General features: G+C 37.7%; 19 protein-coding genes. 13 read left to right on the forward strand and 6 right to left on the reverse strand.

Translation table 11 applies throughout. From position 1 onward, the window contains the following. Positions 1-163 precede the first annotated feature (163 nt). The gene (locus tag I6F66_RS09510) at positions 164-580 is read left to right on the forward strand and encodes an MAPEG family protein (protein WP_197209154.1); all 417 of its coding nucleotides are present in this window, start codon (positions 164-166) and stop codon (positions 578-580) included. A gap of 64 nt (positions 581-644) precedes the next feature. On the opposite strand, the gene I6F66_RS09515 is transcribed toward I6F66_RS09510, so the two are convergent. Beyond that, positions 645-1,385, reverse strand: coding sequence for a peptidylprolyl isomerase (locus I6F66_RS09515; RefSeq protein WP_197209155.1), 741 nt, complete (start codon positions 1,383-1,385; stop codon positions 645-647). A gap of 248 nt (positions 1,386-1,633) precedes the next feature. Between I6F66_RS09515 and I6F66_RS09520 the strand changes: the two genes are divergently transcribed. Both I6F66_RS09520 and ushA read left to right on the forward strand, forming a co-directional pair. After that, positions 1,634-1,819, forward strand: a complete 186-nt coding sequence (locus tag I6F66_RS09520) for a hypothetical protein (protein WP_101163566.1) — start codon at positions 1,634-1,636, stop codon at positions 1,817-1,819. An 87-nt stretch (positions 1,820-1,906) separates the two neighbouring features. Continuing rightward, positions 1,907-3,538, forward strand: a complete 1,632-nt coding sequence (gene ushA, locus I6F66_RS09525) for a bifunctional UDP-sugar hydrolase/5'-nucleotidase UshA (RefSeq protein ID WP_197119943.1) — start codon at positions 1,907-1,909, stop codon at positions 3,536-3,538. Between the two features lie 26 nt (positions 3,539-3,564). Here the strand turns inward: ushA and I6F66_RS09530 are convergent, their stop codons facing one another. Further along, a complete protein-coding gene (locus I6F66_RS09530) occupies positions 3,565-4,509 on the reverse strand; it encodes a hypothetical protein (protein WP_165741119.1) in 945 nt (314 codons plus the stop codon). Next, positions 4,502-5,368, reverse strand: a complete 867-nt coding sequence (locus I6F66_RS09535) for a hypothetical protein (RefSeq protein ID WP_197119942.1) — start codon at positions 5,366-5,368, stop codon at positions 4,502-4,504. Before I6F66_RS09535 ends, I6F66_RS09530 begins: the two co-directional genes overlap by 8 nt. A 251-nt stretch (positions 5,369-5,619) precedes the next feature. Here I6F66_RS09535 and I6F66_RS09540 point away from each other — a divergent pair, with 251 nt between their 5' ends. The 3 genes from I6F66_RS09540 to I6F66_RS09550 all read left to right on the forward strand — a co-directional run bounded on the left by I6F66_RS09540 (position 5,620) and on the right by I6F66_RS09550 (position 13,196). After that, positions 5,620-6,474 (forward strand): S1/P1 nuclease, encoded by an 855-nt coding sequence (locus I6F66_RS09540; RefSeq protein ID WP_165728351.1) that lies wholly within the window; start codon positions 5,620-5,622, stop codon positions 6,472-6,474. Between the two features lie 43 nt (positions 6,475-6,517). Then, complete coding sequence (locus I6F66_RS09545; protein WP_197209156.1) at positions 6,518-9,712, forward strand: TonB-dependent receptor; 3,195 nt, start codon at positions 6,518-6,520, stop codon at positions 9,710-9,712. Positions 9,713-10,052: 340 nt separating this feature from the next. After that, on the forward strand, positions 10,053-13,196 hold the full coding sequence (locus I6F66_RS09550) for a TonB-dependent receptor (RefSeq protein ID WP_024593140.1): 3,144 nt from the start codon (positions 10,053-10,055) through the stop codon (positions 13,194-13,196). Positions 13,197-13,248: 52 nt separating this feature from the next. On the opposite strand, the gene I6F66_RS09555 is transcribed toward I6F66_RS09550, so the two are convergent. Next, positions 13,249-13,680, reverse strand: coding sequence for a MarR family winged helix-turn-helix transcriptional regulator (locus I6F66_RS09555; RefSeq protein ID WP_197119938.1), 432 nt, complete (start codon positions 13,678-13,680; stop codon positions 13,249-13,251). Positions 13,681-13,832: 152 nt separating this feature from the next. On the opposite strand from I6F66_RS09555, the gene hmgA reads away from it, so the two are divergent. Beyond that, positions 13,833-15,134 carry a homogentisate 1,2-dioxygenase gene (gene hmgA / locus I6F66_RS09560; protein WP_197209157.1) on the forward strand — a complete coding sequence of 434 codons (1,302 nt, stop codon included), beginning with the start codon at positions 13,833-13,835 and terminating at the stop codon, positions 15,132-15,134. 2 nt (positions 15,135-15,136) lie between these two features. Next, a complete protein-coding gene (maiA, locus tag I6F66_RS09565; RefSeq protein WP_024593138.1) occupies positions 15,137-15,766 on the forward strand; it encodes a maleylacetoacetate isomerase in 630 nt (209 codons plus the stop codon). Positions 15,767-15,799: 33 nt separating this feature from the next. Here maiA and I6F66_RS09570 read toward each other — a convergent pair whose 3' ends face one another. Next, positions 15,800-16,033 (reverse strand): TIGR02647 family protein, encoded by a 234-nt coding sequence (locus I6F66_RS09570; protein ID WP_007582405.1) that lies wholly within the window; start codon positions 16,031-16,033, stop codon positions 15,800-15,802. Positions 16,034-16,171: 138 nt separating this feature from the next. On the opposite strand from I6F66_RS09570, the gene I6F66_RS09575 reads away from it, so the two are divergent. Together I6F66_RS09575 and I6F66_RS09580 are read left to right on the forward strand one after the other, a co-directional pair. Beyond that, a complete protein-coding gene (locus I6F66_RS09575) occupies positions 16,172-16,474 on the forward strand; it encodes a DUF1496 domain-containing protein (RefSeq protein WP_165728355.1) in 303 nt (100 codons plus the stop codon). A 54-nt stretch (positions 16,475-16,528) separates the two neighbouring features. Continuing rightward, entirely contained in the window at positions 16,529-16,837 is a 309-nt protein-coding gene (locus tag I6F66_RS09580) for a VF530 family DNA-binding protein (RefSeq protein ID WP_010553962.1), read from the forward strand. 50 nt (positions 16,838-16,887) lie between these two features. Here the strand turns inward: I6F66_RS09580 and I6F66_RS09585 are convergent, their stop codons facing one another. Further along, positions 16,888-18,507 (reverse strand): diacylglycerol kinase family protein, encoded by a 1,620-nt coding sequence (locus I6F66_RS09585; RefSeq protein WP_197209158.1) that lies wholly within the window; start codon positions 18,505-18,507, stop codon positions 16,888-16,890. 349 nt (positions 18,508-18,856) lie between these two features. Here I6F66_RS09585 and I6F66_RS09590 point away from each other — a divergent pair, with 349 nt between their 5' ends. The 3 genes from I6F66_RS09590 to I6F66_RS09600 all read left to right on the forward strand — a co-directional run bounded on the left by I6F66_RS09590 (position 18,857) and on the right by I6F66_RS09600 (position 21,812). Further along, entirely contained in the window at positions 18,857-19,381 is a 525-nt protein-coding gene (locus I6F66_RS09590) for a sigma-70 family RNA polymerase sigma factor (RefSeq protein ID WP_007582398.1), read from the forward strand. After that, complete coding sequence (locus I6F66_RS09595; RefSeq protein WP_197176045.1) at positions 19,378-20,061, forward strand: anti-sigma factor; 684 nt, start codon at positions 19,378-19,380, stop codon at positions 20,059-20,061. The genes I6F66_RS09590 and I6F66_RS09595 overlap by 4 nt, the downstream gene beginning before the upstream one ends. A 158-nt stretch (positions 20,062-20,219) precedes the next feature. Then, positions 20,220-21,812, forward strand: coding sequence for a DUF4331 domain-containing protein (locus I6F66_RS09600; protein WP_197209159.1), 1,593 nt, complete (start codon positions 20,220-20,222; stop codon positions 21,810-21,812). Positions 21,813-21,819: the final 7 nt, after the last annotated feature.

Below are 21,819 nucleotides of genomic sequence, written 5' to 3' on the forward strand. Positions count from 1 at the left end.
ATTTTCAATTAATAACTTTCTACAAAATAACGCTATTTTGTGTAACACATTGTGAAAAATGTCTTCATAATCGGCTATTAGTTGCGAGTCTGCCAACTTTCGAGATTAAAAATCATTCAATATCAAAAGATACACAAACTCTAAATAATAATAAGGAAAAACAATGGAAAAAATCATCATACTTGCCATGTTTGCACAAGTTACGCTTTCACTGGTTGTCATGCTCATTATGGGTAAAAGGCGCTTTGCAGCAGCTAAAAACAAACAATTAGATTTAAGCGATTTTAAAACAATGCAATTAGATAAGGCTGGCGACACTATTAGGGTTGCAGATAGAAACTTTTCAAATCAGTTTGAAATACCTGTGCTTTTTTACGCGGGGTGTTTACTTGCACTACAGCTAAATAGCGCCAGTACACTTGTGGCTATACTGGCCTGTTTATTTGTAGCAACACGTATTGTGCATAGTGTTATTCATTTAGGTGAAAATAACGTACGAGCACGTTTTAAAGTGTTTTTACTAGGTTGTGTTTGTGTGTTTTCAATTTGGCTTGCGATGGTTTGGCGAGTGTTACTTTAAATAGCAAAGTTTAATAATAATGTGGGCGGCTGGTTTACGCCATCCACATTACCATTAATTTTAATTATTTAGCACGTTTTAAACGAGGAACCACAAGTAAAAAAGCACCTAAAAGCCAAATTAATCCGCCGCCAGAACCACTACCTGAATCTGTTGATGTGTCAGAATCAATTAGCGTATTTTCAGTAACAGTAAGACCTGCGGCTGAATTAGGATCATCATCCATTACCGCCACGTTTTGAATAGTCACTAAATTAGCACTGCTAATTGTTACATCAGTGCTTGCACATTGTTCAGCAGTAATACCAACAACGGGTGTTTCACCACAGTGTACTAATGCTGCAATTTTATCTAACGTTGATTGGCTTGCTGCAGTAATTTGTCCAAACACAGTAAAGCCACCGTTTTGCGTATCAAGTGCTGCACTATTGTCTGTAATATTAAAAAACCACTGGCTTGTTGCGCTATTAGCATCACCCGATAGTTTAGCCATCGCAATGGTGCCCTTAACATTAGAAAAAACAGGCTCATTTTCTACAGCAGGCTTTGTGGTAATCGCATCTAGCGAGTCAGAAAATGTAAATCCTCCCCCTTGAATAACAAAGTTACTAACAGAGCGGTGAATTACTGTTTCGTTATATGAATCGTCTTGAACGTAACTTAAAAAATTTGCAACTGTTTTAGGTGTTTGTTGATCAAACAAGTTAATTTCTATGACACCTTGGCTCGTGTTCATTTCGACAATAGTGGCAGCACTTGTAAAGCTTGCTGCGGCGAGTACTGAGCCAAGTAAAAGTTTTTTCATGTTGTATTCCTGTTGTTATATTTTTAGATAATTGTTAATGCGTTAACACATTAATGCCATAGGCGATCAAAATCGATTCTAAAGTGCGAGTTGATACAAATTAGACCGTGTTGATAACAAATTAATTACATATACCATTACTTATATTCTTTTTAGCTATATAAATCTAATTATTTAAAATTAAATCATCTTAAGAGTATGGCTACTTTTTGTTACCTTTAAAAAACACAAAACAACAGGATCTTATAATGTCACACACTAAACATGCAATTTGCGACTTTGGTTTACACAAAGGCGAACCCTATACAAAACTGCCAGCAAGCTTTTTAACCTGGATGATAGGTACTAATCACCACAAGCGAGAGTATGCGAATACGGAGTTGAAGCGTCGTGAACGTGCTGCCACAAACCAATTAACAGCCCCTTCCAAATAAAATGTAAATAAGTACGTTTTTTTAGCATGGAACTAGTTTAAACTAGCTGCCTGATAAATTAAGTAGACCTTAATCCATAGGTATTTTATGCGTATAATTATTTTATTTTCGGTTATTTTTAGTGTACTCGGATGCACATCTCCTGCTCCTGAATCCGTGTTTAGCGCTACCCCGACTAAATATTTAACTGTTCTTCATACTAATGATAACCACGGGCGTTTTTGGCAAAACGAAAAAGGCGAATACGGTATGGCCGCTCGCAAAACGTTAATTGACTCTTTACGCAATAAAGCTCAAAAGCAAGGTCATGCAGTATTACTACTCTCTGGTGGTGATATAAATACAGGTATTCCTGAGTCAGACTTACAAAAAGCAGAGCCTGACTTTAAAGGTATGTCGCTGATTGGTTACGATGCAATGGCATTGGGTAATCACGAATTCGACAACCCTATTGATGTATTGAAGCAACAGCAAAAATGGGTGAACTTTCCTTTTCTATCAGCCAATATATTTGAAAAAGAGTCAGGCGAACACGCGTTTGATAGCTATAAAATATTCAAAAAGAATGGATTAACTATTGCTGTTATTGGTTTAACAACAACCGACACAGCTAAAATTGGTAATCCTCAGTATATTGGGCACTTAGAGTTTAAAGACCCTGTTGACGTTACAGCAAAACTAGCGAAAGAAATAAAAGCTAAGTACAACCCTGACATTACAATCGCCCTGACTCATATGGGTCATTATGTTGATGCTAGCTTTGGTATTAACGCACCCGGTGATATAACACTTGCTCGCTCACTTCCTGCAAACACGCTAGATATGATCATTGGTGGCCACTCTCAAGAACCTGTATGCATGAGCGATACAAATGTAAATGACGATAGCTTTAAACCAGGTCTTGCCTGTAAACCAGACCAACAAAACGGTACTTACATTATGCAAGCCCATGAATGGGGTAAATATGTTGGTAAAGCTGAGTTTAAGCTTGAAAACGGAAAATTAACGTTACTAGACTACAAACTGATGCCAGTTAATTTGTATGTAGATAAAGTACAAGCTGATGGCTCAACTAAAGAAGTATTAGCAAACGAGTACATTAAACCAGACTCAAAACTTGAATCTTATTTAGCGGTATACCAAGCTAAAGGCGCTAAACAAATTGAAGGTACCATTGGTGAAGTAGATGCTCGCTTAGAAGGTGACAGAAACAAAGTTCGCTACCAACAAACAAATCTTGCACGCGTAATTATTCAAGCTCAAATGGATGTAGTGGGTGCAGACTTTGGACTAATAAGTGGTGGTGGTATTCGCAGCTCAATAGAGGCTGGTGAAGTGAGCTATAAAGATATTTTAAAAGTACATCCTTTTAAAAATCGTATTACTTACATGGATTGGCAAGGCAGTGATTTATGGGACTATTTAAATACAGTAACGAGCTTCCCACCGGATGCTGGCGCTTACTTGCAATACCATAAACTATCGTTTGAGCGTAAAAATAATCAGTTAGTTAATGTTGTTATTAACGGCCAACCTTTGAACAAAAATAAAACTTACCGTATGAGCTTAAATAGCTATAACGCATCAGGCGGTGATGGCTATCCTGCGCTTACAAATAAAAAAGGCTTTGTTAGTACAGACGAAACAGATGCCCAAGCACTTCAAGATTTTATATCAAAAAACAGCCCTCTTAAAACGGCTGAATTTACTCCTAAATAGCCTCTAATAATAGGAAAGTAACCTTGTTACTTTCCTATTATTTCAATACTGCCCTTTTTAATATTTGCCAGCCCATAACTATGCAGACGAGAGCGAGAACCCTCCCCGTATGCTTTAGGTGGATAATATAACTCTTTTTCTTCAGGATACTCACTGAGTACTTCATCTAATGCAGCACGTACTTCGCTCAGGGTTTTTTCTAGGCTATTATTAAAGTTAGGCCTTTTTCTAACCGTATGGCCGAGTTCGACCAACCTATAAAAATACTTGTTAGCAAGCTCTAGCAGCTCCTCTGGCACATCTTTATTATGACTAAGCGCTACATCATCGTTATTTGTACAATACTCTACAAGTGCTAAATAAAAGCACAATGGCTTATTGGCTAAACACATTTTTTGTTCTGTATTACAACTACTTGATAATGTTTTATCGTTAAGGTCAACAATAAGTATCAGCGGCGTAGGCTCTTCAATTGATTGATGCTGTGCATTATTAAACTGCTTATTGCTCTGTTTAATAAACGCAAATTTCACCCAAAAACTAATCAATACACTTAATACTAAAAATATAAAATAGTAAATAAAATGGCTCAATGTAAAGTGGGCTTGTTGGACGTTAAATACAACTAATACGAACCCATTATTAGTGCTCAAACTACGTATTATTTGGTGTGAGTTTACAGGTGTTACCATCTCGTTTTTTGGTGCAATAGCAACAACTTTGAGCTCGTTCGAATTAATGTAGCTGTTTAAAGTTTTAATGTAGCTGTTAACTGCATCTTTATTACCTGAATGCTTTAGCAGCTCATTCGATAAATCGAGTAAGGGTAAGTCGAGTGCTATTTGCCTTTCTATCTGCGTAATTTTTTGTTTAGCTACTTGCTGGCTTTTTTGAGTTACAGAAATATAAAAGACAGACGACAAAATAAAAAACAAACTTATAATAACAAGTAATTGCTTATACTTACTCATCACCAACCTCCTCTTTTAAGCCTACTGAGCTGGCGCCACAGCGCCAAAATGGCTGGACGTTTTGATAGTAATGCAAACTTTGATCTTTAGACATATCAAGCAAATTTTCCTGCACTGCGCATAATAAATCAGTGTTGTTTTGCTGCATTTTTAAATACCATCTTGTTCCAGAAATATTATTACTCAATGGCGTAATATAGTTTTTTGAAAAACGTTTTTCGTCGCTCTCTTTCCAAAACGAAGCAATAATATCTACTTTTCCATTAGCGAGTAAATCACGTAATTCGTTATGAGAGCTAGCATAAGTGATTTTCAAATTGGCTAAATTAATATCCAACTCTTTAAACGTTTGCTTTGGTAAAATATGCCCTGATCGGCTGGTCGGATAATCAAGCAAACCTATGCGCTTATCTAAAAAGTATTGTTTAGTAACTCTAGGTTTTTCTTTAGAAGATATAAAAAAAGCCGTGTAGTCAGAAAAGCCAACAACGGGCTGGTAGTTATAGGTCGACTCTGCTTTAAAGGCTGCCATAATATTGTTTTTAGCCAAAATTAAGTCAGCAATTCCTTTACCCACAAACTCAAAGCTGTCTGCCGTTCTATACCCCCAATACCCTTTTACAGAGCCATATTGCTTAGCCACCACGTTATCAGAGCATAACTTTTGTGTTAATAACTTAGCTATTTTTTTTGATTGCGTAAAAACAATTAATTGGCCTTTGTTACTTGTTGCAGTTGTTTGACACTCTGTTGAGGTTTCGATCATAACTGGAAAGTGTAATTCATCATTGTATACACTAACTTGACCGCAAACCCACGTAACGACCAATAATAGAAACAAAAATGTAACAATTAACATTTTGTGCAACACGATATTTTTAAAATTCAAAGCAATGCCACTCAAAAATAGACTATATAGTGCATTTGAACAATTTCGCTTACTTATTACAACAAGTAATTTTACCTGTTAAACATAAACTATTGATTTAAAAGTAATGTGAATAAGAAACTATGAATTTTAATGAGTCCTTCCTATCAACACCAAAAGTAAGGACAATTGACCGCATTAGCCTGTAGCAACGCCATGAAATATTCATTAAGGAAGTTCTAATGCATAGCAATATAAAGTACTCGATATCTTCTGCGCTTTTGATTAGTGCAATATTTACAAGCACTGACTCACATGCTTGGGGTCAAAATGGCCACCGCATTGTAGGTAAGATTGCAGAATCTCATATAAGCGAAACAACTAAAGCGGCAATACAACCCTACCTTGATGGTGAATCACTTGCACAAATATCAACGTGGCCTGATGAAATGCGCTCTGCCCCTGGCGAGTTTTGGCAAAAGCAATCATCTCGTTGGCATTATATTAATGCAGCACCAGGAAAATCTTTCAGCTTCAATCACGAGCACACTAAAAACAAAGAATCTGTAAGTAATATCCTAGAAGGCATTCACTATTCAATGCAAACGCTCACTGATAAAAATAGCACCTTAGATGCTAAACAGTTCAGTTTACGTTTTTTAGTACATTTGGTGGGCGACAGTCACCAACCATTTCATGCTGGTCGAAGTGAAGATAGAGGTGGCAACCGTATTAAGGTTTCATTTTTTAACGAAGAAACAAATCTTCACAGCCTTTGGGATACAAAGTTAGTTGAGAACGAGAATTTATCGTTTACTGAGTACGCACAATTTATTGATACAAATAACAGCGAGTTAATTGCTGAGTATTTACAAAGCTCACCTATGACATGGGTTGAAGAATCTCATAATTTAGCCACAAAAATTTATAAATATACCAACAACGAAATTGGTTATAGCTACATATATAACAATACTCCAATTATAAAGACGCGCTTACAACAAGCGGGTATTCGATTAGCTGGATTACTAAATGCCCTATTTGACCCTTCTGCAAAAGAGTTAGAAACGGCACTGAAAATGACGACTGACAAATAAACTGTATTAAATTTATATAACCTACACACGGGAAATCAACATTATGACTAAGCTTCGCCTTTCGAAATTAACTGGAGCGGTAATTTTAGCTCTAGGTGTTTCTACAAGCGCAATGGCTGCTGATACTTCATCTGCAATGCGTGGTAAAATTACAACGCCTTCAGGTGGCAGTGCTGCAAACGTTAAAATCAAAGTAATTCACCAACCAACAGGTACTATTAGCGAACTAACTACAAACGAAAGTGGTACGTTTATCGCTAATGGTTTACGTGTAGGTGGTCCTTACATGGTTATCATTGATTCTGATACGTTTAACGATACCACTGTTGAAAATATATACTTGAACCTTGGTGAAACTTACCGTTTAAGCTCGCAGCTTGCTCCGCTAAACATCGAAAAGATTGAAGTGTCTGGTTATAAGATTGTTCAACAATCAGGTGGCTCTAGCAGTACATTTGGCTCTGACACTATTGAAAATATGCCAAGCTTTAATCGTGACATTAAAGATATTGCGCGCTTAAACCCACTTGCCAGTATTAATGGTAATGGTGAGCTAACGTTTGCAGGTAGTAACCCTCGTACCAACGGTTTAACAGTTGACGGTATTGGTCAAAATGATGACTTTGGCTTGAACTTTGGTGGCTACCCTACTTCTCAGCCTCCTGTAGCACTTGATGCTATTGAACAAGTTTCTGTTGATGTATCTCCTTTCTCAGCTTCTAAAGGTAACTTTGGTGGCGGTACTATTAACGCAGTAACAAAATCTGGTACAAATGAGTTTAAGTTCTCTGGCTTTTATGAAATATCTACTCCTGAGATAGCTGGCGATGTTGATAATATTGTACAAGAAGACGATCTTGATGAGCTAGGTCATAAAACTTACTCTACAAATAAAGTAGAGCCGATTAAAACTGAAGAAAGATTTGGTTTTAATGTCGGTGGAGCGATTATTGAAGATGAACTGTTTTACTTTGTTAACTATGCAGAATGGTCAAGTGAATTAGATCTAGATTACGGCTTTGACGGTTCTGGTGCTTCAAATGAATTTAATACTTCTGAAGCTAACTATAATCGTTTCATTTCTATCTTAAATAATGAATACGGCTTAACTGATTCATTAGCCGGTGCGCCAGAAGATACAAACAAAAACTTGCTTGTTAAATTAAGCTGGAACGCAAGTGATGACCACCGTTTAGATTTCACTTATCAATGGCAAGACGACCAAGATGAGCGTAACTCTAGCACAGGCGGTGATAATATAGCCTTAGTTTCAAGCACTTATGCATACGTAACTAAGTTTAATAACTTTTCATCTAAACTTTACTCTGATTGGACTGAAAACTTTTCAACAGAAATTGGTGTGTCGTATAAAGATGTTACCTCTGATAGCGCAACTCGCTCTAACTTAGGAAGCATTACTGTTGAGGAAGACGGTCGAAATGGTCCTTCTTACAACTTTGGTACAGATCAATACCGCCATGCAAACCGTTCAGAAACACAAAACCTAACTTTTACGTTAGACGCTACGTATTTAATGGATGAGCATGAAATAAACTTTGGAGCTCAGTACGAGTCACTTCGTTTATATAACTTGTTTGCTCAAAACTCTCTTGGAACGTGGAAATTTGATAGCTTAGAAAATTTTGAAAACCGTGAAATTGGTTCTTATGATTTCTCTTATCAAAATGCTTACACTAATGATTCAGCTGATACAGCATATGATGTAAGACGTAACCAGCTAGCGCTTTACATAGAAGATACTTTTTATGTAGGTGATGATTTAGAAGTTACAGCAGGTGTTCGTTATGAGCGTTTGTCATCTGATGATAAACCAACTCTAAATGAAAATTTTGCTAATACTTATAGCGCTCTATATGGTGTTAATAACTTCAACAACCAAGAAAACCTAGATGGCTTAGATATTTTCTTACCGCGTATCGGCTTTAAATATTATGCTACAGAAGCACTTACAATAAGTGGTGGTATTGGTCGTTTCCAAGGCGGCATTCCAAATGTTTGGTATAACAATTCATTCCAAAGTGATGGCATTACTTTAGTATCAGCACAAAACGATGTAATTAATGATTACTATGCAAATAACACAGCTGATATTACTCAGGTTCCTGATGAAATAAAAAATACATTAGAGCAAGGTGCTGGTAGCGTTGCGTATATCGACCCTGACTTTAAATTGCCTTCAAGCATTCGTACTCAAATAGGTTTTGAATATGAGTTTGATTCTGAACTATTAGGTGATGGCTTTAAATGGCAAGCTGAAATTGCTTACCATAAAAAAGAAAATGAAGCGGTATGGCATAATTCGTCTATTAACCCAGTAGGCTTAGCTGCGGACGGCGAACGTGTTATCAATCAAAGTATTTACAGTGGCGATAATGTTGACATAGAAATGACTAATTCATCGGATGATGGTCGTTCAATTATTATTTCAACGGGTATTGCTAAACAATGGGACAATGGCCTGTTTGTATCGGCAAGCTATGCTCACCAAGATGTTACAGAATCGTCAGCAGGTTCAGCTTCTCAGGCAGAAGGTAACTATAAGCACAATATTACAGTAAATCGTAATGAAGATATTGCAGCACGTGGCTTTTACGAAGTTGAGCACAGCTTTAAAATTAACTTAGCGTATAACACTGAATTTTTTGAAGGATATGCAACCAAGTTCAATGTTTATTTTGAACGTCGTTCAGGTCGCCCATTTAGTTACACAATGAATATGTATAAAGATGAAGACTTAGGTGATACTAGCTCTTTATTCACTAATGGTGCTTACTTACCTTATATCCCTACAGGTGCTGATGATCCGAATGTAAATTGGGCTGATTCTAAAATGACTTGGGCTGAGTTAGAACCGTTATTAGAGCGTGCTGGTATATCTCAACGTGGTGGGATTTTAGGTAAGAATACAGCAACTCAACCTTGGGTTACTACAATGGATGTTAGCATTAAGCAAGAAATACCTGGCTTTGCTGAAGGTCACACTGGTGAGGTTTATCTAATGATTGATAATTTCGCAAACCTTCTAAACAGCGACTGGGGTGTAGAAAAACGCTTAGGTTACTCTAACCAAACTATTTATGACTTTGGTGGTCTTGATGATCAAGGTAGATATAAAATAGACAACAGCTTTGGCGGTGCAGATGTGCGTAATTACTCACAAATCAGTTCATCGTCATCAGCTTGGCAGGCTAAAGTTGGCATTAGCTACAAGTTTTAAGTCTTAAAACTGCATCAATAACTTGTTAAGTTATTTGTAAGTTACAATAAACCCATTGCAAATTTGTAATGGGTTTTTTTATTTTACCCCTACAATTTCACATGTTTGTCATAAAGCCCACGTAATATATACCCCGATATAGAGTTATTGCTCAAAAAAACACTCAAATAGACAAAATTAGTACTATTTATTAAAAATATATTGCAGTTGTATTTTATTTGTAACGAATAAATAAGGTACACTAGTAACGGATTTTTAATAAATGAACTTCAACTGTTTATTTTGCAAAATTTAAAATAAAAATATAAAAATTTAATTAATAACTACACGGGAAAATTAAATGAAAACTCAATTACGCAAAACAGCTCTTTCACTTGCTATTGCAGCATGTGTTGGTGTAAGTGGCGCTGCAATGGCTAACGAAACGACCTCTGCAATTAAAGGTCAAGTAATGGGACCTAACGGCAACCCAGCAGCCGGCACTAAAGTAACAATTTTACACGTACCTTCTGGATCAGTAAAAACAACTGAAGTAAATGACGCTGGTTATTTCACAGCTAAAGGCCTGCGAGTTGGCGGTCCTTATAAAGTAGTTGTTGATTCAGATGTATATGCAGACCAAGAATTCAATAACATAATTCTTAATATTGGTAACGATTACCCAGTAAATGTTTCTCTTGAGTCACAATCAAGCATGGAACAAATTGTAGTTACTGGGGCACCAATTAGCTCTATGTCTGGTGGTACTGGTCCGGCGTCTACATTTACGCTAACTGATCTTGAGAACCAACCTGCTATTAACCGTGATTTAAAAGACATTATCCGTATCGACCCGCGTATCACAATTGATGATAGCCGTGGTTCAATTAACTGTGGTGGTGGTAACCCTCGCTACAACAGCTTAACGCTAGACGGCGTTCGTATGAACGATAACTTCGGCTTAAGCTCAAATGGTTACCCGACAATAAATGCACCTTTTTCTTTCGATTCAATTGAACAAGTTTCAGCAGAACTTGCACCATTTGACGTTCAATACGGTGGTTTTACATCATGTAACATCAATGCTGTAACGAAATCTGGCGGTAATGAATTACATGGCGGTGTATTCTTCGATTATACAAATGACTCTATGCAGGGTGATTCAATTGAAGGTGAAGATTACGATGCAGGTAATTATACAGAAAAGCGCTACGGCTTTAATGTAGGTCTTCCACTAATTGAAGATAAACTATTTTTATTCACCTCATATGAAAAACTTGAAGGTGTACAACAGTTTAACTACGGCGGCCTAACAAGTGGTAGTGTTACTGCTGATGATCTTTCTCGAGTTCAAACTGCCTCACAGTCTCTTTACAACTATGACGCTGGTGGCATGCCATCAAGTTCACCGATTGAAGATGAAAAAATTCTAGTTAAATTAGATTGGAACATCAACGAAAGTCATCGTGCTAACATCATTTATAACTACAACGATGCATTCACGATCTCTCAATCAGATGCCGATAATGATGAACTTTCGCTTTCTAACCACTTTTATGAGCAAGGTGCTGAGTTTACATCGATAGTAGCTTCTCTTTATTCTGATTGGTCAGATGACTTCTCTACTGAAGTGCGTATTGGTAAATCTGAACTAGATGCTCGCGTTGAATCTTTGGATGCAGCAAGTAGCTTTGGTGAAATGCAAATCAGCACTGAAAACGGTGGCACAATTTATATTGGTCCAGATGACTCACGTCAATCTAACGATTTAAACTACGATACAACGACTGCTAAATTTGCGGGTACTTATTACCTAGATCAACATACAATAACAGCAGGTTATGAGTATGAAAATCTTGAAGTATTTAATTTATTTGTACAGCATACTGAAGGTGAATGGCGTTTTGATTCTGTAGAAGATTTTGAAAACGGACAAGCTGCACGTGTTTACTACAACAATGCTGCGACTACAAATGATCCAAATGATGTTGCAGCAAGTTTCGAATATGCTCAACACACTTTATACGTCCAAGATGAATATAGCTTTACCGATATTGATGCCAGCTTAACATTTGGCCTTCGCTACGATAAATATACTAGTGATGATAAACCAAACCTTAATGAAAACTATACTGCTCGCTATGGCTTCAGTAACCAGAGTACATTTGATGGTATTGATTTAATTCAACCTCGTGTAGGTTTTCAGTGGTATGCAACAGATGAGCTTGAAGTACGTGCAGGTGCTGGTTTATTCTCAGGTGGTAACCCAAATGTTTGGTTGTCTAACTCTTACTCGAATGACGGTATTACGCAAATTACCTCTCAAATTCGTGGTGTAGATCTATTCAATACACCAAATGTAAACGGTGGAGCTCCAGGTTACGAAGTACCACAGTCTCAATTTGATACTATAGCTGGAACAGAAATTGGATCAGGTGATTCTAATGTAAATGCTGTAGCTTCTGATTTTGAATTACCATCAGAGTGGAAATACTCTTTAGGTGCTACTTACACTACTGAAAATGAGTATGTAATTTCACTTGATTACTTATATTCTAAAAAGAATGATGCGGCTACCTTAGTAGATCTTGGTTTAGTTAATTCTGGTGAAACGACATTTGATGGGCGCCCTCTATACGAAGGTAAAGATGATACTCTAAATCCGGGTGATACTCGCTCACGTGACTACTTACTTACAAATGTGAGCGGTGATAGCGGTGATTCATCAGTTATCTCATTAGGCATTAGTAAACAGTACGATAATGGTGTTAACTTTAGCTTTGGTTACGCATATACAGATTCTGATGATGTGAACCCAATGACGAGTTCGGTTGCTGATTCTAATTACAGTAATTTAGCATTAACAGATCCAGGTAACCCTGGTGTTGCATCATCTGATTACGAAATTCCACATCGTTTTACTATGACTCTTGGTTATAGTCATGAGTTTGTAGATGGTTTTGCTACTCGCTTTAACTTGTTCGGTGAAGCATATAAAGGTTTACCTTACAGCTATGTGTTTAACAATAGCGATAATACGTTTGGTGATACTAATAACTACGGTTTTGGCTCTCGTCAACTGTTATACGTACCACTTGAAAACGATCCTAACGTTGTTTACGACATGAGTGCTGCTGAAATCAATGAATTCAATGATTTCATCGCTTCAGAAGGTCTAGAGCGCGGTGAAATTGCTGGACGTAACTCACAAAATGCAGATTGGTTTGTTAAATTTAACTTTAAGTTAACGCAAGAGCTTCCTGGGTTTATGGAAGGTCACAAGGGTGAAGCATTCTTCGTAATTGATAACCTTACAAACCTGTTAAACGATGACTGGGGCGTACTTAAGAAAGGTTCTTTTGTAGGCAACCGTGTGATTTCAACATCTATTGATGATGATGGCCGCTACGTTTACTCTGGTTTTAACTCTAATAACGTAGGTACAACTACGGAAAATAGTGCATCTGTATGGCAAATGCGTGTAGGTGTTCGTTACACTTTCTAATTTAGAGCTGTAACCTAAAACATCTTTTAAAAGCCCACTTTGGTGGGCTTTTTTATGCCTTTAATTTGTTATTTAACTTTTCAAAAATACTCACTAGCACTTCGTATTCTTCGTTAGTTAAAGTGCTCAGTAATTGTTTTTCCCAATTCAGTGCATCGGGCGCTATATTTTCATATAAGTTTTGCCCTGCTTGGCTCAGCACAAGTAATGCTGCGCGTTTGTCTTGCTCATTTAGCTCACTTCTCACTAAACCTTTATCTATTAAAACTTTTACCGCGCGCGACACTGTCGACTTGTCCATATTTGCTTGCGTGCATAAATCTTTTGCGTTGCTTTGGCCATACTGCGCTAAATTAGCAAGTATTCGCCACTGGGGAATATTTAAACCGTACTTAGTTTGATAAACCTCGGCAAAGTCGTTACTTACACGTGTTGCTACATTCGTTAATTGATAAGGTAAAAACGTTGCTAAATCAATTTTCATTTTTAGTTATCCCAGCTTTGTAAGGTTTACTTTGGTGTTCATTAATATTTACGTAGATGCATAGTTGCACATTTGATATTAGTCTCACTTGAGAGTACCTTAACTGAAATAAAAATAATATTAAACCAACCCCCCTCTCACAGGAGTCAGTAATGACGACACAATTAAGTTATATGACAGGTTTTGGTAATGAATTTGAAACACAAGCGCTACCCGGTGCATTGCCAATAGGACAATTTAGCCCACAAAAGGTTAAATACGATTTATACACCGAGCAATTTAGTTCGACTGCATTTACGGCTCCTCGCGCTTCAAATCGCCGCACTTGGTTTTACCGCCTTCGTCCGTCGGTAGTGCAAGGTGATTACCAAGCAATTGATAACGGCCTAATAAGAACAGCCCCAATTACTGAGGCCGTAACACCACCAACAATGCTACGTTGGAATCCTATTGATATGCCTTCACAGCCTACTGATTTTATTGATGGCTTGGTAACTATGGCTGCTAATGGCAGTGCTAATGGGCAATCTGGTATTGGCATTCATGTATATGTCGCTAATCAGTCAATGCAAGGACGTTACTTTTGCAATGCCGATGGCGAAATGTTGTTTGTCCCTCAGCAAGGTGAGTTATTAATTCACACCGAGTGCGGTAAGTTAAGCATTAAACCAGGTGAAATTGCTGTAATTCCCAGAGGAATTAAGTTCGCTGTTGATTTAATTGATGATACAGCCCGTGGTTATATTTGTGAAAATTATGGCCATGCGTTAGAGCTTGCAGAGCGAGGACCTGTTGGTGCAAACGGTTACGCCAACGACAGAGACTTTCAATACCCCGTTGCTGCCTTTGAAGATAAAGAAGGTGACTTTGAGCTTGTATCTAAATTCAACGGTAATTTATTTAGCTGTGAAATTAAGCACTCTCCTTTTGATGTGGTTGCATGGACGGGTAACAGCTCCCCCTATAAATACGACTTATCGCGTTTTAATGTAATGAATACAGTAAGTTTTGATCATCCCGACCCATCTATATTCACTGTGCTAACCTCTCCTTCTGCTACTGAGGGTATGGCAAATGTCGATTTTGTGATATTTCCACCACGTTGGATGGTAGCCGAAAATACATTTCGCCCGCCTTATTATCACCGCAATATTATGAGTGAATTTATGGGCTTGATTGAGGGTATGTATGATGCAAAAGAGCATGGTTTTGTACCTGGTGGTGCAAGTTTACACAATTGTATGTCGCCACATGGACCTGAAGCCGACGTATTTGAAAAAGCCTCAAATGCTGAGCTTACACCACAAAAATACGAAAACACATTGGCCTTTATGTTTGAGTCGCGCTATATAATTTCACCAACAAAATATGCACTAGAAGGCAAAGAGCGCCAACCAAACTATACCGATTGCTGGCGTACTATTAAAAAACAATTTACAGGTTCACAGGATTAATTATGAAATTATACAGCTACTTTCGCTCATCAGCGGCCTATAGGGTACGTATAGCGCTTAACTTAAAAGCAATTGATCATGAACTTGCTATTGTTAACCTTTTAAAATCGGAGCAGCTTGGGGAAGAATACTTAGCGACTAATCCGCAAGGGTTACTACCTGCACTTGAAACCGATAATGGTGTTTTAGCACAATCGCTTGCAATACTGGAATGGCTTGATGAAACTTATCCGCAATCGCCATTAATTACAGGAACTGCGTGGCAAAAAGCACAAATAAGAAATTTAAGCTTTGCCATTGCCTGCGATATTCATCCTGTTAATAATTTACGCGTGCTGAAGTATTTATCGAACGAATTAGGTGTTGATGACGAGGCTAAAAATAAGTGGTATCGACATTGGATAGAAGTTGGTTTTGAAAAAATAGAACTGATGCTAAACGAAAATGATGACTACTGTTTTGGTAATCAACCAACACTTGCTGACATTTGTTTAGTGCCGCAAGTATTTAATGCAATTCGTTTTAACGTAAATATGAGCGCTTATCCAAAAATTGCAGCTATTTACGAACACTGTAATAAATTAGCTGCATTTAATGATGCTGCACCGCAAAATCAACCCGATGCAAATTAAGCTAGTTCAGTAACTAACTAGAGTTCAGGTTAGCTAGCTTTGTAGCGCACTATGAATAACCGTAATGTGCTCAATTAAATCTAAGCCCAGATCAGTTAAATATCCGCCATCTGGGCTATCTATAATCCCTTTTTCAAATAAACGTTGCGCTGCACTAAGTAAGCTTGGCTCTGCGTCTGAGTGTAATTTAATACCCTGCATTTTACTGTCGCGAGGAAACTTCGCTAATAGTGTGAATTCTTCGATCATTGTTTGATTAAATTGCATTGTGTGCACCTTTTTATTTGAATCCAAGTTGTTCTGTGAGTAACTAAGTTTATAATTAAAATCACTTTGTGTACTTTACACTAGCACGTTTTTTAGCTTAATGTATTATTTTTAACCCTCCCTATTTAAAGGCCTCTAATGCGTAACTTTTTAATTCTATGCTTTTGTTTTAGCAGCTTATCGTATTCAATATTTAGTGAAGCAACAACCCTTAAAACCCATTCAATTATTGATGCAAACCAGTTTGTAAATGAAGAATCAAACTGTTGGTACGACAACAAACGCTATAGCGAAGGCGCGTTAATACAAATTCACTCTTTTACACTTTTATGCGGTGCTAAAAACCCTCAACACAGTAACAGTCAACTCATTTGGCTTAAAATAGATAAACAAGGTAATGCTATTTACCCAACCGCTCCTAAAACAATCACTGTGAATTAGCGCTAAAAGCTGATTTGAGCTACAATGCACGCAGTTTAAATAAGTAGTATGGCTATGGATAATCAACCTAAAAACCCTTTACATGGGGTAACGTTAGAACAAATACTTGTTGAGTTAGAACAGCGACTTGGCTGGAGAACCCTTGGCGAGCAAGTGAAAATTAAGTGTTTTACTGATCAACCGAGCATTAAATCGAGTTTAAAGTTTTTGCGTAAAACGCCTTGGGCTCGCGATAAAGTGGAAGCACTTTATATTCACACTATAAATAACAAACCTATTCGTAGACCAAAAAGTGCACCGAGAGAAACATCTTCTCAAGCGCCGGATACAACAGGGTTTGTTTGGCCATCAATTAAAAAATGATGTAAAAAAGGAGCTAATTTAGCTCCTTTTTTAATTGTAACTAGCGCGATTTATTGCTCTTTGCAAATCACATTTAATGAGGCCGGCTCAATAGTAATAACGAGTCTGTGAGCAGTTTTAACTTCCCCATCAAGTACGTACTTAAGCTCTCCTTCGCCTGTCACCTCGACTCTTTTAGCATTTGTATGATGCGAATTTATAGCTAAATGTGTTTGCGTTAAACTGCTAAACATCAGTTCTGCAATACTCAATATTGTCGTAGAATTTTCATTATTTGGTGTTAGCCAATTTACATCAAGAAGCCCGTCACTATGATCTGGCTGCCCACCGCCTTGAGCCAATAACGTTGTAAAAGGCGCAGCATTAGCCACAATAAAGCTATTTGTACATATTTCTTTCGGCTCATTATCATCGAGTTTTACACTAAGTAGCTGTGATTTTTGCTCACCAAAGGCTTCAAAAAAACCATTTAAATAGGCAAGTTGCCCCGACTTATTTTTCGACTCTCTATCTGCTTTTTCTATCATAGATTGCTCAAAACCAATACCCGCTAATAAAAGTACTAATTCGTTATTACAATAAGCGGTATCTATTGTGCTTGTTTGACCATCAATTATTAAGTCACAGGCTTGTTCAACAGGAATAAATTTAGAGCTAATCCCCATTAATACATGCGCAAGTGCGTTTGCAGTCCCCATTGGTATAATACCTAGCTTACATTGTGTATTTACAAGTACGCTTGCAACTTCGGCCACTGTACCATCGCCTCCACACGCTATTATCATGTCTGGTTTTTGCGTAATCGCTTGTTTAGCAAGCTCAATACCGTTTACGTCTTGTGAAGTAGTAAGTACTTTTAAATCGTAATAGGCCGATAACCGCGCAACAATTAAGTGCTCTTTTTCTTGCCATAATCGTATACCAGATACTGGATTTGCAATTAAAACTGCTTTGTTTTTAATCAGCAGCTCGCCTTTTTTATGGCGCTTAGCTAAATGACGCAGCTGATGCTTATTTAAGTTTGCGGTTTCGCGGGTTTCCTTTATTTGTGCAAGTACTTCATGTACATCTGCATTTTTGTTTTGACTCAATAAATAAGCCGCCATTACAAAAACTGACCGCCCACGGCCTAAAGCACAATGTACAACTACGCGACGGTTTTCTTTAATATGATGATGTATCCAATTAATAGCCTGATTTAACTGAGAATGGGTAGGAATACTATGATCGAGCACCGGAATGTTTAAGTAATTTATATTCTCTTGTGTTGAACTCCACTCGAGTCCGTCAAATTCACACGTAACGTCTAAAATTGCAGTAATTCCGTTATCTTTTAATGTGTCTATGTCTGAGGGAAATAATCGGCAAGCTAAAAATAGGTTTTCGTTTATTTTTTGAATTGGCGGCACTTTATCGCGCTTACGTGACCAGGCATTATAAATTTGCACACCAAATAAAAATGGCACAAACGCCCAACGTATATAAAATGGGATCACCCCATTTTCACGTTTTCTAAATATTTTTGCTGTATTAAAAATATATGCGGTACTCACTAATAAAAGTGACAGTGCAGTCCAATAAAAAACAATAGCAAAGTAAACAGAGTTTACTTCCCAACCAATAAAAATAAGTAGTAATGCTAAAAGTGAATAACCAATTGCAGCCCACATAGTTTCTCCTTTGTGTAAATAATTCCGATTTTCTAATTTTAATTTAAACGGCTTTATGTACTCTTTTGCAAATATCACGCCATATAAATGGCATTTTAAATTCAAATTAAAATTATAAGCTATTGATATATAATGTTAATAATAAAATAAATTTAAGTGCAATCTGCTCTTTGTGCATTTTTTACAAACATGTGAATAAATTATACTTACACGTCTAAATTTCAAACACTGATCGGTTATTGCTTGTACTAACGTATAAAGCAGCTAATCTAAAAATCAATTAAATTTTTTGCATCCAAATCACACTCTCAACCGTTTTCTCAATGATAATAAGAAAAACAGGACCCCTATGGATAACGATGATTTACTCCCTCTTTTGTGCGCAACAGCACAAGGAGACAAAAATGCTTTCTCAAGTTTATATCAACAAACTAGCGGCAAACTTTTTGCTATTAGTTTAAATATGCTCACTAACAGAGCTTATGCGGAAGAGGCACTACAAGACGCTTTTATAAAAATTTGGCATAACGCATCTGAATATAACGCCTCTAAAGGCACCGTTATTAGTTGGATGATAAGTATAGTTAGGTATAGAAGTCTTGACTCACTGCGCTATCACAAAGTACGAAAAGAGCAGTCGTTAGGCGATGACGAATATGAAAATGAAAGTGTTGACGTTAATTACGATGAAGAAACGAAACTGGTTAATTGTATCGAACAACTTGAACCGCAACAAAAACAAGCTATTCACTTAGCTTATTATAAGGGGCTGAGTCATAGCGAGTTAGTGGATCATATAGAAACGCCATTAGGTACAGTTAAAAGCTGGATCAGGCGTGGGCTTATGCAGCTACAAAGGTGTTTAACATTATGAATTATAATAAACCCGAACTATTAGACGCGCTTGCTGGGCAGTACGTGCTTGGCACACTTAGAGGGCTTGCCCGTAAGCGTTTTCAGCGTCTGTTACTTAACTCAAATCAAGCACGTGAAGCAACAAGTCTATGGGAGCAAAACCTAAACAACTTAGCGAGTGCTATTACACCGCAAACACCACGTGACGATGTATGGGTAAATATACTACAGCGTATTGAAAACAGGCCACAAACAAGTAAAACAGTCATACATACCAAGCCTTCAATTTGGCGTACATGGTCTTTTGTGGCAACTGCTGCGTGTATTGTTTTAGCCTTTTTGGTTATTCAACCTAGTACCAATGTTATGCACACTCAACAAATTGCTTTGGTTCAAAATCAAGATAAACAATCATTATGGTTTATTGATGTAAGCGAGCAAGGGCTCTCAATTAAAGCCAGTAGCCAATTGGTTGCCCAAACTAATAAAGATTATGAGTTGTGGATGATTTTAAAAGGGCAAGATGCACCTATTTCATTGGGTTTACTTCCCAAGCAAGGCAGTAAAATATTATTAAAAGATAACCGCTTTAACGCAAGTGATATCGCATTGCTTGCAGTAAGCTTAGAGCCTATTGGTGGCTCGCCAAATGGATTACCGACTGAGGTGTTATACACCACAGAGCTGGTACTTTTATAACCTTGCTATTATGACCAATGTTGGCTGCTTGTATAAAGTAGCCAACCCTTAATTCAAGTTTTTTAACAAAATATAAATTTAATTTAACTTTTTTGCATCCAATTTAAATCCTGCCCCGTTATTAGCTATGACTTCAATCAAAACTAAAGGACAAAGTCATGAAAGCTTTAACTCCATCAATACTCGCAGTAGTAATATGTAGTACGTTTGTAAGTGCACCAAGTGAAGCATCTAGCCACAGAGAAGCGCCAAATATAAGCCGTTTCCCGACTTTAGATTCAACCGATTTTTATGTATTTAATAGTTACGAGCAAGGCCGTGGCGATTTTGTAACACTAATAGCTAACTACATCCCGCTACAAGACGCATACGGCGGCCCTAATTACTTTGCAATGGATCCGGATGCAACTTACAGCATTCATATCGATAACGATGGCGATGCTGTTGAAGATATTACATTTGCGTTTAACTTTAAAAGCATGCTCCCTAACGATAATCAAGGCGTGCAATTAACGGTTGGACCTGAAGGAAATCAACGTACAGTTTCGGTACCACTTAAAAATGTTGGCGGCGTGGCTGCAGGTGATGACAGCGCAGCTAACTTTAGCGAATCATACACAATGAGCATGATTAGCGGCGCACAGCGTACTGGCGAAGCTACTGTATTAAACAACACAGCCTCAAACTCAAGCACATTCTCTAAACCACTTGATTATGTAGGTGATAAGACATTTGGATCGATGAGTGATTACCAAACTTATGCGGATCAATTTGTGTATCAGGTTTCAATTCCTAACTGTGAAAGCATGGCACAAGTTTTTGTAGGACAGCGTAAAGACCCGTTTGTAGTTAACCTAGGTAAAACATTTGATTTAGTTAACTATGTACCTGTAGAGGGTGACAGCGCCCCAGGTGCTGGTGACGGCGGCGGTTTTCCAGGTGGTATTACACAATCGGCAGATAACGACGACCTTGCAGATAAAAACGTCACATCAATTGCTATCGAAATACCAAAGAGTTGTATTGTAGGTGATGGAAATAAAGTAATTGGCTCGTGGACAACAGCAAGCTTACCCCAAGCACGTGTATTAAACCCAAATGCTAAATTTGCTAATAATGCGGTAAACGGCGGTGCATTAACTCAGGTTTCACGCCTTGGTAGCCCACTTGTAAACGAGCTTGTAATTGGTATTAAAGATAAAGATACATTCTCTACAGCTCATCCTAAAGATGATGCACAATTTTTAGATTATGTATCTCATCCAGCACTACCAGAGTTATTAAACATTTTGTTTAAAGATGCTGTTAACTCTACCCTTGATACTAGCTTTGAAACACTAGCACCCACTAACTTTCCGCGTACTGATTTAATCACTGCATTTTTAACGGGTTTTGCAGGCGTTAATCAACAAGCAACGGTAACACCTTCAGAAATGCTGCGTTTAAACACAGCCATTGCAGCAACAGCGCAAGCTGATCAATCTGCATTTGGTGTAGCTGGCAATGACTTAGCTGGTTTCCCAAATGGTCGTCGCCCGGGTGATGATGTGGTTGATATTGCACTGCGCGTTGTGATGGGTCGTTTATGTCATCCTATTCCTGTAAATGGTGAAGACACTGACTTAGGTCTTTGTGCACCAGAGGATGCTAATACGGGTACAGTTCCATTTACTGATGGCGCACCTATTGATGCAACAATGATGGACTCAACATTCCCATACCTTGCAACACCGCTTGCTGGCTCTAAATAAGGAGTAA

The organism is Pseudoalteromonas sp. NZS100_1, assembly GCF_015864285.1.
Lineage (GTDB): Bacteria > Pseudomonadota > Gammaproteobacteria > Enterobacterales > Alteromonadaceae > Pseudoalteromonas > Pseudoalteromonas arctica.